13 protein-coding genes are annotated in these 14,499 nt (G+C 44.1%); 4 read left to right on the top strand and 9 right to left on the bottom strand.

Going from position 1 to position 14,499, the window contains the following annotated elements:
* Window positions 1-121: 121 nt before the first annotated feature.
* From prmA to BWI96_RS02945, 3 genes are all read right to left on the bottom strand, one after another.
* A complete protein-coding gene (gene prmA / locus BWI96_RS02935) occupies window positions 122-961 on the bottom strand; it encodes a 50S ribosomal protein L11 methyltransferase (RefSeq protein WP_106635198.1) in 840 nt (279 codons plus the stop codon).
* Between the two features lie 58 nt (window positions 962-1,019).
* Window positions 1,020-1,442 carry a DUF2141 domain-containing protein gene (locus BWI96_RS02940; protein ID WP_106635199.1) on the bottom strand — a complete coding sequence of 141 codons (423 nt, stop codon included), beginning with the start codon at window positions 1,440-1,442 and terminating at the stop codon, window positions 1,020-1,022.
* 441 nt (window positions 1,443-1,883) lie between these two features.
* Window positions 1,884-2,702: a hypothetical protein gene (locus BWI96_RS02945; RefSeq protein WP_157830194.1), complete on the bottom strand. Its 819-nt coding sequence runs from the start codon at window positions 2,700-2,702 to the stop codon at window positions 1,884-1,886.
* 516 nt (window positions 2,703-3,218) lie between these two features.
* Here BWI96_RS02945 and BWI96_RS02950 point away from each other — a divergent pair.
* The 3 genes from BWI96_RS02950 to BWI96_RS02960 all read left to right on the top strand — a co-directional run bounded on the left by BWI96_RS02950 (window position 3,219) and on the right by BWI96_RS02960 (window position 5,522).
* Window positions 3,219-3,992: a phosphosulfolactate synthase gene (locus BWI96_RS02950; RefSeq protein WP_106635201.1), complete on the top strand. Its 774-nt coding sequence runs from the start codon at window positions 3,219-3,221 to the stop codon at window positions 3,990-3,992.
* A gap of 39 nt (window positions 3,993-4,031) precedes the next feature.
* Entirely contained in the window at window positions 4,032-4,688 is a 657-nt protein-coding gene (locus BWI96_RS02955) for a DedA family protein (protein WP_106635202.1), read from the top strand.
* Between the two features lie 87 nt (window positions 4,689-4,775).
* Entirely contained in the window at window positions 4,776-5,522 is a 747-nt protein-coding gene (locus tag BWI96_RS02960) for a shikimate dehydrogenase (RefSeq protein WP_106635203.1), read from the top strand.
* Window positions 5,523-6,052: 530 nt separating this feature from the next.
* Here BWI96_RS02960 and ribD read toward each other — a convergent pair.
* The 4 genes from ribD to BWI96_RS02980 form a co-directional block, all read right to left on the bottom strand.
* Complete coding sequence (ribD, locus tag BWI96_RS02965) at window positions 6,053-7,075, bottom strand: bifunctional diaminohydroxyphosphoribosylaminopyrimidine deaminase/5-amino-6-(5-phosphoribosylamino)uracil reductase RibD (protein WP_106635204.1); 1,023 nt, start codon at window positions 7,073-7,075, stop codon at window positions 6,053-6,055.
* Between the two features lie 200 nt (window positions 7,076-7,275).
* Window positions 7,276-7,482 carry a hypothetical protein gene (locus BWI96_RS02970; protein WP_106635205.1) on the bottom strand — a complete coding sequence of 69 codons (207 nt, stop codon included), beginning with the start codon at window positions 7,480-7,482 and terminating at the stop codon, window positions 7,276-7,278.
* Window positions 7,483-7,579: 97 nt separating this feature from the next.
* Window positions 7,580-7,762: a hypothetical protein gene (locus tag BWI96_RS02975; protein ID WP_106635206.1), complete on the bottom strand. Its 183-nt coding sequence runs from the start codon at window positions 7,760-7,762 to the stop codon at window positions 7,580-7,582.
* A 66-nt stretch (window positions 7,763-7,828) separates the two neighbouring features.
* Window positions 7,829-8,386, bottom strand: coding sequence for a hypothetical protein (locus tag BWI96_RS02980; protein ID WP_157830195.1), 558 nt, complete (start codon window positions 8,384-8,386; stop codon window positions 7,829-7,831).
* A 255-nt stretch (window positions 8,387-8,641) separates the two neighbouring features.
* On the opposite strand from BWI96_RS02980, the gene mutS reads away from it, so the two are divergent.
* On the top strand, window positions 8,642-11,281 hold the full coding sequence (gene mutS / locus BWI96_RS02985) for a DNA mismatch repair protein MutS (RefSeq protein ID WP_106635208.1): 2,640 nt from the start codon (window positions 8,642-8,644) through the stop codon (window positions 11,279-11,281).
* A gap of 1,198 nt (window positions 11,282-12,479) precedes the next feature.
* Here mutS and BWI96_RS02995 read toward each other — a convergent pair.
* Together BWI96_RS02995 and BWI96_RS03000 are read right to left on the bottom strand one after the other, a co-directional pair.
* Window positions 12,480-13,433, bottom strand: a complete 954-nt coding sequence (locus BWI96_RS02995) for an MBL fold metallo-hydrolase (RefSeq protein ID WP_106635210.1) — start codon at window positions 13,431-13,433, stop codon at window positions 12,480-12,482.
* Between the two features lie 153 nt (window positions 13,434-13,586).
* Window positions 13,587-14,459 carry a glycerophosphodiester phosphodiesterase family protein gene (locus BWI96_RS03000; RefSeq protein ID WP_106635211.1) on the bottom strand — a complete coding sequence of 291 codons (873 nt, stop codon included), beginning with the start codon at window positions 14,457-14,459 and terminating at the stop codon, window positions 13,587-13,589.
* Window positions 14,460-14,499 lie beyond the last annotated feature (40 nt).

Below are 14,499 nucleotides of genomic sequence, written 5' to 3' on the forward strand. Positions count from 1 at the left end.
TTCTTTTCTTAAACGTGAAACTGAAGGGTTTTCGCCAAGAAGGCAACAAAAAAAGCTTCAATAATACCATTGAAGCTTTTTTTGTATTGATTATGAATGACTTATGTTTGAAAATGGACGATTAAACCACATACGTGAAACGAGCGGCTGCCCAGCCATTTCGGGTTTTAGTAACGGCTAATTCCAGACCAACGGACTGTGCAACGGTTTCAATCTCAGGCAAATCCTGTTCGTAAAAACCACTGACGACCAAAACCCCACCGGGTTTCATGAACTCCTTATAGATGGGAATTTCCCGTAAAAGAATATTCCGGTTAATATTGGCCAGAACAACATCATACAAGGCGGCGGGTTCGTCTTCAATAGTGCCCTGACGAACGTGAACGATATCGTTTAAATGGTTGAGAGCTACGTTTTCAATGGCGTTTTCGGTAGCCCATTCTTCAATGTCAAAGGCAGAAACGTAGGACGCTCCGCGTAATCCGGCCATGATAGCCAGAATGCCCGTGCCCGAACCCACGTCCAGCACCAGCTTATCTTCCTGATCAATTTCCAGTTGATGAGCCAGCATCATCCAGGTAGTTTCGTGATGACCCGTGCCGAAAGACATTTTGGGATTAATAACGATCTGATACTCAAAACTAGAGGCATCCAGTTCGTGGAAGCTGGCCCGAACCAGCACGCGGCCCTCGACGTCGATAGGCGTGTAGTTTTTCTCCCACTCCGCATTCCAGTTTTCTTTTTCGATAAACTTGATGGAATACTCCAGCGGGCCAGTAATGGATTCATACCGCTGAATGATCTCCTGAATGGGTTCAGGGTGAAAACCTTCTTCTGGAATGTACGCCAGAATATACGTATCCTCTTCTACGAAGGAATCAAAACCGATTTCTGCCAGTTCAGCCACAAAAATATCCGCAAAACCCGGCGAAACGTGAAGCTGTAGTTCGTAATAGTTCATGAGACAAAGGTAGAAAACGAAAAGCCGTTTGTCGTACTAACGGTTCAATGTTAATGCATTATAACAACTGTAAGTACATGCGGTTGTCCTTAGCTGAATAAATAAATTTACAGGATTCAAACTTAGGAGATTTAATCTTAGGACGATAATTCTGTGAAAAGCAGTAGGGTTCTTTGGGTATTCCCAGAAGATTGGTGTTAAGCTTCCCATCCTTATTTTCATCCTGAAAGATGGCCACCGCGTATTCGCCGTAAGGTAGATCGTCGGCAAAAAGCGTTGGAGAGGAGCCGCCGTTCGGTTCAAGCGTGTAGGACTTGAAGGGCTTTTTCAGAAATTCATCAGTCTTCCTGAATACAGCAATTTTAAGTGGAGCACGCGTATTCTTGAGATTGGTAATCGTAATGGCGAGTGGTTCTTGTTTGGGAGGGGATGTCAAACCTAGTGTAAAAACAAACTGACTGAGAATGAGTAAAACTTTCATAGCGGTAAAGTATACTTTTCAAGTGATTTTGGATTAAAAAAAATTGGGCAGTTGCAAAGCCACTGCCCAATAACGTTCAACCTTCAACCTTTGTCTGTTTTGGATTGAATTGAGATCGCTCTCAAATCCAACCAGACATTCAGACGTCGTTAAACATCCGAACATTACAAAAATAGATAAATTTATTAAATAATGTTTACGTGTATTGCGTTGTATGCAAATAACTATGATTCTGTTAATCGAATTATTATCGGAATATTATTTTGATTATCAGTATATAATTAGCATTATATACTGAGGTATTGAATTAATAGGCTATAAAAATAATATAATTGTTGTTACACATAATATAAAATTCTGTGAACCGTTGGATAAATACTTAAGACTTACACCTGAAGTATTCATCAAGGTGTAAGTCCAGGGGTGCTTTGACGACCAGAATTATTCTTTTGCGGTTCCTGATTTTACTTCCATTTTGGAGAGCGTCTGCTCTACTTCCTGAAGTTTATTTAAAGCTCCTACCAGCATCTGACGCTTTTTATTAAGCTCCATACGGCGAGCCTGTGAAGGCGAATTTTTTAATTCCTGATCCACTGCGTCTAATTGCTGACTTACTCTAGTCATTAAATTATCAGAGCCCGAAGTAGTATTAGCGATAGAGCGTTCGGTATTAACGTTCATGGCCGTCATGGCTTCGGTAGCATTTACGCCATTACGTTGACCGGGTGTCGTCATGGCTTGCGATCGTTGCAACGAATCAGCAGTAGGAGGAGCTACGCTATTTTCTGGATTATTAGGTAGTGATTTACCCGAAGTGTTTCCTGAACGCGAAGATTGACTCAGGTAACTATTGACTGTGGGAGCCGACTCTTTGCTAACACTATTCGATTCAACCCGGTCTGGCCTAGCGGCTGTACGATTCATTGCCGTATTGCTCACGATAGACGAGTTTGAACTCGCAGAGTTATTAACATTGGGTTGACTCGTGGTCGTTTTTTGATCACGGTTGTCGGAGCGGGCAAAAGAATTGTTAGGCACCATTCCCGCTTGTTCGACTACACCCGTATTCGTAGTAGCAGGTGTGCTGGCACCCGGTGCGGTGCTGAAATTACTGCTGTTGTTCATGTTATTCATCTGCGTTGAAGCAGTGGATAACGAGTCTGAACGACGATCGCCTGAAGGAGTTGAACGACTACTTTGACAGGCATTGAGACCCATAAGGGCAAGGGCGGTTGAGAGTACAATTATGTTCTTTTTCATGACTTTAAACGTGAGTTGTATAGTCTATAGAAAAAAGAATATTCCAAAAGTAAGAATGGGGAGGTTTGAGGAAAAAAATAGGTAGAAATGAGTAGCTTTTATCCAGTATAAGCTTTGATAACCAGATCATTAAAGTATGGATTCATGCGTCTTCTCTTCGTTTGTGTAAGTGCTGTCTGTCCTTATAGATCTTTACAGGAGAGAGCATGACCGATGCTTTTTCCGAATTTTTGTAAGTAGAATTTTAAAATTAATAAGCAAGATCTATGGCTTCTATTTAGTGGGTGTTAGTAAGGTTTTAATTTATGATAAAGTGTTGATAAATAGTATAATATGGACGATATTCAGCTATTATCTAAAGGTTAAAGAATACATTTTCTAAAACTCTAAACTCGCTGAATCGTTAAGTATAAAGCCAACCCAGAAAAAACATTTCCATAGAATTATTCATGTTTACTTGTCAATCGCTTGGACAAGGCTACTTTTGCACTTTCTCGTGAAAGCAATCTTTGCCGTATGAATTACCATTTAGATCAAATCCCTGACCGCACCCAGAAGCCCCGCACGCACGGCCTGACTATGGCTATGGATAAAGGGTTAAGTATCAGACAAACAGAAGATTTCCTGGACGTTGCCGCCGACCACGTAGATATTGTAAAGCTGGGTTGGGCAACCTCATACGTTACTCCCAAGCTCAAGGAGAAATTGAAAGTTTACAAGGACGCAGGTATTCCGGTTTATTTTGGTGGAACCCTCTTCGAAGCTTTCGTGATCCGGGGACAATTTGAAGACTACCGCCGTCTGTTGGATAACTTCGATTTATCTCACGCCGAAGTTTCTGATGGATCTATTGATATGCCTCAGGATGAAAAACTTCAGTATATCAGCACCTTATCTAAGCAGGTGACGGTTCTTTCAGAAGTAGGGTCTAAAGATGAAGCCAAAATTATTCCTCCTTATAAATGGATTCAGCTCATGAATGCCGAGCTGGCTGCCGGTGCCTGGAAGGTAATCGGAGAAGCTCGTGAAGGGGGAAATGTAGGTTTATTCCGCTCTTCAGGTGAAGTTCGTCAGGGGCTGGTGGAAGAAATTCTGACTCAGGTTCCTGCTGAAAATGTCATTTGGGAGGCTCCTCAAAAAGCTCAGCAAGTTTGGTTTGTCCAATTGCTGGGAGCCAACGTTAACCTGGGAAACATTGCTCCTAATGAAGTCATTTCAGTAGAAACCATTCGTTTGGGCTTACGCGGAGATACTTTCTCGCATTTTCTCAATCTGGATAAAGATTGCTAATTTCCCATTTCACTAAAATCTGTCTTTCAACTTTATTGTATGGAACTTATTAAAGGACTGCTAGACTTCCTTTTGCACCTGGATCGATACCTGGATGTTTGGATTCAGGAGTACGGATTACTGGTTTACGGAATTCTTTTCCTGATTGTGTTTGTAGAAACGGGCCTGATTGTCATGCCTTTGTTACCCGGCGACTCTTTGTTATTCGCCGCAGGAGCTTTGGCCGCCCGTGATACCAACGATTTATCCGTTTGGGTAATTATTCCGCTTTTAATTTTAGCAGCTTTGTTGGGTGATAACGTCAATTACTTCATAGGAAAGTATTTTTCAGGCATCATCCGTTCCCGCGAACGAATTCTGTTTTTCAAACGGGAATACCTGTACAAAACTGAAGAATACTATGCCAAGTACGGCGGACAAACGGTGATCATTGCCCGTTTTGTACCTATCGTTCGGACGATTGCTCCTTTCGTAGCCGGAGCGGGTAGTATGACGTATGCCCGTTATATTTTCTTCTGTATCTCAGGAGCAGTCCTTTGGGTAACGAGTATTAGTTTGCTGGGTTACTTCTTTGGTAACCTGGAGTTTGTGAAGAAAAACTTTGAAATTGTGGTTTTCGGAATCATTGGACTTTCGGTATTACCCATCCTCTGGGGTATTGTGAAGGAAAAATTCCTGACGAAGAAAGCTGCCTAATTAGCACTATTTGAAAGCGTAAAGGCCGGATGTTTCATTCGACTTTACGCTTTTTTATTAACTAGCAAGTAAAACCCTAAACGCACGATGAACTTATACGCCTTGATTGGTTACCCGCTGGGACACTCGTTTTCCAAACGCTACTTTACTGAAAAATTCCAGCGGGAAGGACTTTCGGAGACTCACGTTTACGAACTTTTCGAGCTACCCGAAGCAGATGGCTTACCCGCCTTACTGGCTCAATGGCCCGAACTCAAAGGATTAAACGTAACGATTCCGCATAAAAAAGAGGTATTGCCTTTCTTAACCGAATTGGATCCCTTAGCCGAGCGAATTGGTGCGGTGAATGTAATCAAGGTATTGCCAAATGGCGATTTGAAGGGCTATAACTCTGATTACTGGGGTTTTCGGCAGTCGCTGGAGCAATGGGAGCCTTTTCAGCAGTTACAGCCTCATAAAGCCCTGATTTTGGGGGATGGGGGTGCTACCAAAGCGGTTCGAGTTGCACTGGAAGATTTAGGAATTGTCTACAAGACCGTTTCCCGGAAAGATTCCATTGAATTTATCAATTACGCGGATTTAAACGAAGGGTTACTTTCGGAGTATCAGTTGATCATTAACTCAACACCGCTGGGTACGTATCCTAAGGTAGACACGTGCCCAGACTTGCCTTACGAAGGGTTAACGGATCGAAACCTCTTGTATGACCTGGTCTATAACCCTGAAGAAACCTTATTCATGAAAAAAGGAGCTGAGCAGGGTGCCGCTACGCATAATGGTTACCGAATGCTGGAGTTACAGGCAGAAAAATCCTGGGAAATTTGGAATAGTTAGCGTTTTGAGTTTTCAGTTTTGAGCGGCCGCCGCTGCGGTTTTGAGCGACCGTCGCTACGGTTTTCAGTTTTCAGTTGGAAAGAGAAAACCCGTAAAGGTAGGGGAGAGGTTTGGAAATGAGAATACTAACCCCGGAGGGGTTGAACTTGAATAGTCCCGGATGATAATCCGGGGTTTCTTGTTGAGATATTTATTGTTTTGAATCTGAGTTACTCGACAAGGGCAAGCGACTGCCAGAAGTAGAGACGGTCAATGTTACTTTAGGGATTATAAATCCCTAACAGATGGCTTTCGGATTGCAAATCCGAAAGAGCGTAGTAGGGGAGAGGTTTGGAAATGAGAATACTAACCCCGGAGGGGTTCAACATAGATAGCCCCGGGTAAAACCCGGGGTTGCATCGGGGTTACCTACTGGATGGACCCGGTCTGGATGGATCTGAATTTTAATCCGAGGTTTTCGTTTAGTTAGCTGGATTTGAATCCCTTACTTCCACCATTTGGCAGAGCCCAGCTACTACGAGTGCTCTATCCTAGAAAGAATCCTGAAAATAAACCGTTAGCTCATCCTTCAGTAGAAACTCATGGCTGGCGGGTTTGGCTGAAAAAGCGGGAGCCACTATTCCTTCATGAATGCGATTGGGGCTGCGGAAAATCCGAATCTCATCCCAGAGATTTTCGTTGATAAATGATTCCAGTAATCGGGTTCCTCCTTCGACGACCAGGCTTTGAATCGAACGCTTTCGAAGATCCTTCACGACAGAAGAAAGGGTCCATTCTTCTGGCACAACCCACTCCGTAGTAGATGTAGCCTGCCGCTCTGAAGTGCTATAAATCAGCGTGGACTGAGAGTCGTCGAAAAAATGAGCATTGCGAGGTAAACTCAAGGTTCGATCCAGCGTAACCCGAACGGGATCTTTCCCCTGCCAGAGTCGAACATTTAATTGCGGATTATCATAACGAACCGTATTCGTTCCGACTAGAAAGGCATCCTCTTGCGTTCGCCATTTGTGAAGTAACCTTCTGGAAAGAGCATTTGAAATGTGCAGAGGCTGGTAATCGGGCCCGGCCAGAAAACCGTCAGCGGTTTCGGCCCATTTCAGAATAATATACGGTCTGTTTTTCTCAAAATACGTAAAAAATCGACGGTTTATGAGTCGTCCCTGAGCGGCTAATACGCCCGTTGTTACTGCAATACCAGCGTCACGTAATTTTTGAATGCCTCGTCCGGCGACCAGCGGATTGGGATCATCATTACAGATAACCACCCTTTTTACCCCTTCATTCACCAGCCGGTCGGCACAGGGAGGCGTTTTTCCGAAATGGGAACAGGGTTCTAAGGTGACATAAACCGTTGCTTCGGGTAGTAAATGACGTTCCGCTACAGCATTCAAGGCATTCACTTCCGCGTGAGCCTGACCGTATTTTTGATGCCAGCCTTCTCCAATAATCCGGTTATTATGAACCACAACGCAACCTACCATCGGATTTGGCGATACCGATCCCTGTCCTAATTGAGCCAGTTCGAGGGCTCGCTGCATGTATAATTCGTCCATCCGATTTATCATCAATAATCACTACGAAGCTAAGGTATAAAACGAAAAAACGCTGAGTCAATGGCAAAACCATGGAATCAGCGTTTTAGTAATGAGGCGTTTGAAAGATCTGATAAAATTTTATTTCATTCAAACATTCAAACATTCAAACATTCAAACATTCAAACATTCAAACATTCAAACATTATCCTATTCTCAAACTATTGTTTCAGTAAAGCCTCCGCCTGACTTTTCGCGGATTTCAGTTCGCTTTGAATGTGCTCAATATTTTTCTTGATTTCTTTCTGAATTTCAAGGTGTTGCTCTGGTGTAGCATCGGGAGCTTTCTTGTGTTCGTGGTGATGGTGTTCGTGCTCACCGTCTTTATGCTCATGTTCGTGTTCATGCTCAACGCCGGGAACCGTCACCAGGTTTTCCTCCCATTCCTTGAAATCAGTTTTGACCTTATTCAGGGACGCGATACTGGCAGCTACCGCAGCAGTATCCGTAACGGCTATTTTTTGTTTATGCTAACTGTGATTGAAGACTATCCAGCGAAGCGATTTCAGGCTCAATGCTTTCCATGATCTCATGGGCTTCATTGTGAATGGCCGCGGCTTCTTTCAATTGTGGATTTTCTTTTTCCTGGCAGGAAGCCATCATAAGCCCAATGGTCAGGGCCGAAAGGGGGAGAAGAAGTTTACGCATAATCAGAAGTTCGGATGAGTGAACGATGTATAGCAAGCGAAAATCAAAGCTACGCGGAGATCGCGATTATTGGTAACTTATTTCAGACAACTGCAAACCTTTTCGGCGAAGTTGTTCGAGTAATTCATCTTTACTAATCTGCCGAAAATCATAACGTACCGAAATGACGCCTGCGTTGAGAGGTTTGAGTTGCAGGACACCAGTCACGTTTTCCAGGCTTTGTTCTACCATTTGTGGCGTAGTTTCGTCATCCAGAGCTAAAGTAAGTTTACGAGCATTGAAAACCCGCTGCACCTGGGCCGTTGCCATTTTCTGATCGTTAGACATCAACCATTCGTGAGGGATACTCCAGGCGGCAATGGAGAAAACCAGTAACATCCAGAACGTGGCCTTTTCCCACTTCAGACGCGTATCTGATTTATGCTGAAAATATAAATGATAAAAAGACCAACTCATCAAAATGACTTGCCCTCCCACCAAATACCAGCGGTAATCCAAAGCCCACTTTAAAATCGACGAAGAACCGCTCAGGCCCATGACTGCCGCCATCAAAGGCAATAGGCAGCATAACCAGTGAGCGATAATTGTGACTAAAGACGTGGACGCATATACAATCGATTTCATAGCTTCTGCAACTTGGTTGCAAAATTACAATATTATTCCCCAACAAGTTCCCTTTTTCTAAAAAAATCGGACGAATAGGGTATTTCCCAGAAAGAGGATTAGTGGGGAAATTTTGCGGGAAGAAGACAAAAAAGACCTTGTAAAGCATAGCCATCAGTAGCTATCTTTGTTTTCTATCCCATTTTAATTTCGCCCGTTACTGCCCTTCTATTAGGAAAAGTAATGCGGCTAGAACGCTCTTAATTACCCATTATTATGGCTCGTCCAGCGAAGGAAGGTACCGTGAAGCCGGAGAAAGAAACCCCTCTGAATCGTCAGTATAATCAGATCAAAGCCCAGTATCCGGGAGCTATTTTACTTTTCCGGGTGGGTGATTTTTACGAAACGTTTGGCGAGGATGCCGTGCGAGCCAGCAAGATTTTAGGGATTACCCTCACTAAACGAAACAACGGTGGTTCAGGGGAGACGCCACTTGCCGGTTTTCCGCATCATTCCCTCGATACGTACTTACCTAAACTAGTACGGGCGGGGCAACGGGTAGCCATTTGTGATCAATTGGAGGACCCGGCAACGGTAAAGGGTATTGTGAAACGGGGCGTAACGGAGCTGGTTACTCCCGGCGTTTCTTTCAACGATAATGTACTGGATGTTCGGCGAAATAACTACCTGGCTGCCGTTCATTTTCACAAAGATATCATTGGCATCGCCTTTCTTGACGTATCAACGGGAGAGTTCCTGACGACCCAGGGAAATGCAGCTTATATTGAGAAATTACTGCAAAGTTTTAGTCCAGCGGAGGTGTTATTCTGCAAGAAAAACAAAGCGGAATTTCAGGGAAATTTTGGTGACCAGTTTAATACTTACCAGCTTGAAGACTGGGCCTTCACTCAGGATTTTGCCTATCCTTTATTAACCGGGCATTTCAAGACTACAACCTTGAAAGGGTTTGGCGTTGAGAATCTGTCCGAAGGGATTGTGGCGGCGGGTGTTATTCTGCATTACCTGGCCGAAACCGAACACCGGGAAATCAGCCACATTACCAGACTCAATCGCCTAGAAGAAGAAAAATACGTCTGGCTGGATCGCTTTACCATTCGAAATCTGGAATTGGTGTCGGCCCAGCAGGAAAATGGCGTTCCGCTGATTAATATTCTCGATCAGACGCTCACCCCGATGGGTGCTCGGATGCTACGCAAGTGGCTGGTCTTACCGCTCAAGGATTTAAAACCTATTCAGGAACGGCTAAATACGGTCGAACTGTTATTGAACGATAACGAGTTGGCTGAAACACTGGACCTTCATCTGAAACAGATTGGTGATCTGGAGCGTCTCATTTCCAAAGTAGCCGTACGGCGGATTAATCCCCGCGAAATGCAGGCTCTCAAGCGGGCTTTAACACACATCGCTCCGATTCGAAACTGGTTATTACAACAAAGTGCGACGCAGCCGCTACTCAAAAAATACGCTGAGCAGCTTAATCCCTGCGAATTCCTACTAGATAAAATTGAAAAGGAATTACGCGAAGATCCGCCATTGGTAACGAATCTGGGCAACATGATTAAATCCGGTATTGATGAAAAACTGGATGAGTTACATCAGATTGCTTATGCCGGGAAGGATTTTCTGGTCAATATTCAGAATCGGGAGGTTGCCAATACCGGAATTACTTCCCTGAAAATTGCCTATAATAAAGTTTTTGGTTATTACCTAGAAGTAACGAATGCTCATAAAAACCGGGTTCCGGCGGAATGGATTCGAAAGCAAACCTTGGTAAATGCGGAACGTTACATAACGCCTGAGCTGAAGGAATACGAAGATCAGATTCTGAACGCAGAAGATAAAATCTTTGTGATTGAACAACGGATTTTCAATGAGTTAATACAAACGGCAAGTGAATACGTGGGTCCCATTCAGCAGAATGCTCAGGTATTGGCCGTGCTTGATGCGTTGCTGAGTTTTTCTAAAACGGCCCGAAAAAATAACTACGTCAAACCATCAGTAAATGACGGAAACGCGATTCAGATTACGGCGGGTCGTCACCCCGTTATTGAACAGCAGTTACCGCTTGGCGAAAGTTACGTTCCTAACGACGTGCGGCTGGATGACGAAGAGCAACAGATCATTATGATTACGGGACCAAACATGGCCGGTAAATCAGCCTTGCTCCGGCAAACGGCTCTGATTGTGCTCATGGCCCAAATGGGAAGTTATGTTCCGGCAACGGCTGCCGAAATCGGTTTGGTGGATAAGGTATTTACACGGGTAGGAGCGTCGGATAACCTGAGTCGGGGCGAAAGCACTTTCATGGTCGAAATGACTGAGACTGCGAGCATTCTTAATAACCTGAGCGATAAAAGCCTGGTATTAATGGATGAGATTGGTCGGGGAACGAGTACCTATGACGGAGTAAGTATTGCCTGGGGCATTACAGAGTACCTGCATAATTTACCCAATGCCCGTCCGAAAACGCTGTTTGCTACGCATTACCATGAGCTGAATCAACTGGCGGAAGATTTTCCAAGAATCAAAAATTTCAATGTTTCGGTGAAGGAGTCAGGAACGAAGGTAATCTTCCTCCGAAAACTAAAACCGGGTGGTTCCGAACATAGCTTTGGCATTCACGTAGCCCAAATGGCGGGTATGCCGGGAGCGGTAGTAAATCGGGCCAATGAAATTCTGGCTCACTTAGAGCAGGATCATATCAAGGAAAAGAACAAAGAATTGATTCGGGACATGCCCAAGGCCATTCCGGCTTATCAGATGAGTCTGTTTGGAGCAGAGAAAGATCCGCGTTTTGAGAAGATCGAAGAGTTATTGTCTCGGGTAGATATCAACGCACTGACGCCGATAGAGGCCTTGCTGAAGCTGAATGAGATTAAGAGGATAATGGAGTAATATTAGGTGTCGCTGTTTTTTATAAAAGCTGAATAAGCTAAGAAATTATCTTGCATGCCGCTGGCAGCTTGTGTTTATAGGGTAACAATTCGGTAGAAGGAGCATTGCTGCCAGCGAAAAGCTGGCAGCGGCGGGAGTAACTTATTGGGTAGCTAGTTGAGTTTTGCCGAAGCTGAATAAGCTAAGAAATTACCTTGCATGCCGCTGGCAGCTTGTGTTTGTAGGGTAACTATTTGGTTGGAAAGAAGTATTGCTGCCAGCGAAAAAGCTGGCAGCGGTGGGAGTAACTTACTGGGTAACTAGTTGAAGCTTCGCAAAAGCTGAATAAGCTAAGAATTATCTTGTATGCCGCTGCCAGCTTTCCGCTGGCAGCTTGTGTTTGTAGGGTAACTATTTGGTTGGAAAGAAGTATTGCTGCCAGCAGAAAAGCTGGCAACGGTGCGAGAAACTATTAAATAAATAACACTCAAAATTTAGCAAGCGGTATAACCCTAACCTAGGATGATAAGTATTTTTATCTAAAAAAGATGATCATACCTAAAATAGATTATTACCCTCCCATGCTTGCGGGGCAATTCTATCATATCTACAACCGAGGGAATAATCATGAAAACCTATTTTATTCCCACGAGAACTATCGGTATTTTCTGGAGAAGTGGCAGCAGTATCTAACTGATTACGTTGATACTTATGCGTATTGCCTATTACCGAATCACTTTCATTTCTTGATACAGGTCAAAAACTTTAAAGACTATTCGCCTGCTAGTTTATCAGGGAAGTTTAGAAGTCTTTTTGCGAACTATGCCGAGAAGATTAATAAACAGGAAGGCAGACAGGGAAGCCTGTTTCAGAAAAACTTTAGAAGAAAAATTGTAGTAACGGATCGGTACTTGACAGAATTAGTCTATTACATCCACGCTAATCCTCAAAAGCATGGATTTTGCTCCGATTTTAAAACCTACAGGTATAGTTCTTACCTTAAAATCCTCGAACAAACTAAAACCTCATTGCAAAAAGATTATGTGCTAAAGTGGTTTGGAGGAAGGCAGGAATATTTAAAATGCCATCATCAGTATGAGCCCACCCAAGGTTGGCCTAATTGGATACTTGATTAATAAATGGGTCGTAATCTAATAAAAAAGCTGCCAGCTTTTCTGCTGGCAGCAATACATAACTTAACTTATACTAGAAGCATAGGTTACTTCCGAGCCTTATTCCAGGCGAAGAAAGCTAATCCTGCTGCTGCTCCATAGAGCAAACCTTTGGCTACCCAGTAGGAAACGGGCTTGGGCATGGAAACAATGCCATTTTCATCGGTATGAGCCGGGTTATTGATATAACGACTTCTCCAGGGTAAGGCACGAGTGTCAAATTCATCGGATAACTCCTGAATTTTGGCTCGCCATTCTTTTCCGTGCAGGGCTTTTCCGTGTCCTGTTCCAACGGCACTGGGTTTAAGTTCTGCCAGTTTCCGAACGGATTTTTTAGCCGCTCGCCAGTCACAGGTAAAGTACGTTGGAGGTCCGTGCAGCGTAAGCTTCTGCGTCATGACACTAATGGCCGAACTTTGATCGGTGGTGACAAATGCATCACCTGCAATGAGGACTTTATCTTTATCCCGGAATAATGATACGTGTCCGGGTGAATGACCTGGGGTGTGAATAAACCGCCAATCGGGTAATTCATCAATAAAGCCATTGTGAGGAATCGGTTTAACCTTATCCTTCAGGTTGAGGGGACTCGTTGGGAAAAGAAACGAAAATGCTGACATCGCTCCATTACCCGCTGTTGGATCTGGTGGTGGGTAGTGCGACTTACCTGTTAGGAAGGGCATTTCCAGGGGGTGAGCGTACACCGGAACGTTCCACACTTTCAACAAGTCTTCCAAAGAACCCCGGTGGTCAAAGTGGCCATGCGTCAAGACAATGGCTTGTGGCGGATTGTCTTTACCAAACCGTGCCTCAGCCTCTTTAATAATTCGGTCTGCTGAGTTGGGAATAGCCGCATCCACTAATACCCAGGGGCTGCCTTCTTCCTGCTTGCCAATCATGTAAATGTTGACGAAGGCAAACTTCAACCCGGCCACATCTTCTGCGACATCGTACTCCGACGACATCGTAAGACTTTGTTTTTCAATCAGTTCTTGTTCCATAGGTTGGATATTTGGGAAGCATCCCTGAAAAAGCTGTTCCATTCCAACCTTTGAATCAGTTGATTCCAGGAATAGGAAAGTCGGTGGTCTGATATGGGGATGAACCACTACAAACCGCCGACTTTTATTCCTTATTAATTAAAAATCAGAGTATTACTTCTTTTTCAAAGCTTCGGCCATTTCCAGGGGCCGATCGGTGGACATGATGTCGGCACCGTTTTTGGCGAAATTAACGTATACCTGATCTCCTTTAGCCTGAGCCATTTTATCCAGGTTACCCAGCGTGCCCAGAATGCAGGGAATACCTTTCTGGTGTAAAAATTGGTAATGCTCAGTCGAGGGTTCTCTGGTTCCTACGAACGCTACCATCCGGTTATCAGGAATGCCTAATTCATGATGACGCTGGTACTCGGCTTCATTCCGAATAGTTACCGAAATCATCAGGTTTGGGTCCAGCTTATACACTTTTGCCGCATCCTGGGCATTATAGGTAATGATGACGCTAACGTCTTCAGTGTGCGTTTGATGAACCATATCAACCACTTTCTCGAAAGGAACGCTGCGTTTTACATCCAGCGTATACACTACTTTGCCCTTACCCCAGCGAAGAACTTTTTCCAGGGTAGGCATGCGGAATTTAGTCACCGTTCCGGCATTATCCTTCAGGAAGAGGCTTTGGGTATAATCATAAGTAATCGCATTCAGTTTGCCTTTCCCGGTCGTTGTGCGGTCCAGCACATCATCGTGTAACATGACCAATACGCTGTCTTTCGTCAGTCCAATGTCACACTCAATAATCATGGCTGCTTTATTGGCCAGATACGCGAAAGATTCGATGCAATTTTCAGGATAACCCGTATAATCGCCACCGCCCCGGTGAGCACTGATCAAAGTAGGTTTACCCGCTTGCGGTTTCAGAAACTCAGTCAACCCGTTCTTCGGAACGCGGAGGTATGTTTTAGAACTACTACAGCCTAATACAAAGGCCAGGCAAAGGCTTAACAAGCCGAGACGTTTAAACATCATTTAGTTTTCAGTTTGCGGTTTATAGTTTTCAGTTGAGAAG

This window comes from Siphonobacter sp. SORGH_AS_0500 (assembly GCF_002838835.1).
In the GTDB taxonomy this organism is placed as follows: Bacteria; Bacteroidota; Bacteroidia; order Cytophagales; family Spirosomataceae; genus Siphonobacter.

Coding starts and splice junctions, on each gene's coding strand:
- BWI96_RS02945 (WP_157830194.1), bottom strand. CDS start 2,702: ATGAAAAAGAACATAATTGTACTCTCAACCGCCCTTGCCCTTATGGGT.
- prmA (WP_106635198.1), bottom strand. CDS start 961: ATGAACTATTACGAACTACAGCTTCACGTTTCGCCGGGTTTTGCGGAT.
- BWI96_RS02980 (WP_157830195.1), bottom strand. CDS start 8,386: ATGAAATCGATTGTATATGCGTCCACGTCTTTAGTCACAATTATCGCT.
- mutS (WP_106635208.1), top strand. CDS start 8,642: ATGGCTCGTCCAGCGAAGGAAGGTACCGTGAAGCCGGAGAAAGAAACC.
- BWI96_RS02960 (WP_106635203.1), top strand. CDS start 4,776: ATGAACTTATACGCCTTGATTGGTTACCCGCTGGGACACTCGTTTTCC.
- BWI96_RS02995 (WP_106635210.1), bottom strand. CDS start 13,433: ATGGAACAAGAACTGATTGAAAAACAAAGTCTTACGATGTCGTCGGAG.
- BWI96_RS02955 (WP_106635202.1), top strand. CDS start 4,032: ATGGAACTTATTAAAGGACTGCTAGACTTCCTTTTGCACCTGGATCGA.
- BWI96_RS03000 (WP_106635211.1), bottom strand. CDS start 14,459: ATGATGTTTAAACGTCTCGGCTTGTTAAGCCTTTGCCTGGCCTTTGTA.
- BWI96_RS02975 (WP_106635206.1), bottom strand. CDS start 7,762: ATGCGTAAACTTCTTCTCCCCCTTTCGGCCCTGACCATTGGGCTTATG.
- BWI96_RS02940 (WP_106635199.1), bottom strand. CDS start 1,442: ATGAAAGTTTTACTCATTCTCAGTCAGTTTGTTTTTACACTAGGTTTG.
- ribD (WP_106635204.1), bottom strand. CDS start 7,075: ATGGACGAATTATACATGCAGCGAGCCCTCGAACTGGCTCAATTAGGA.
- BWI96_RS02950 (WP_106635201.1), top strand. CDS start 3,219: ATGAATTACCATTTAGATCAAATCCCTGACCGCACCCAGAAGCCCCGC.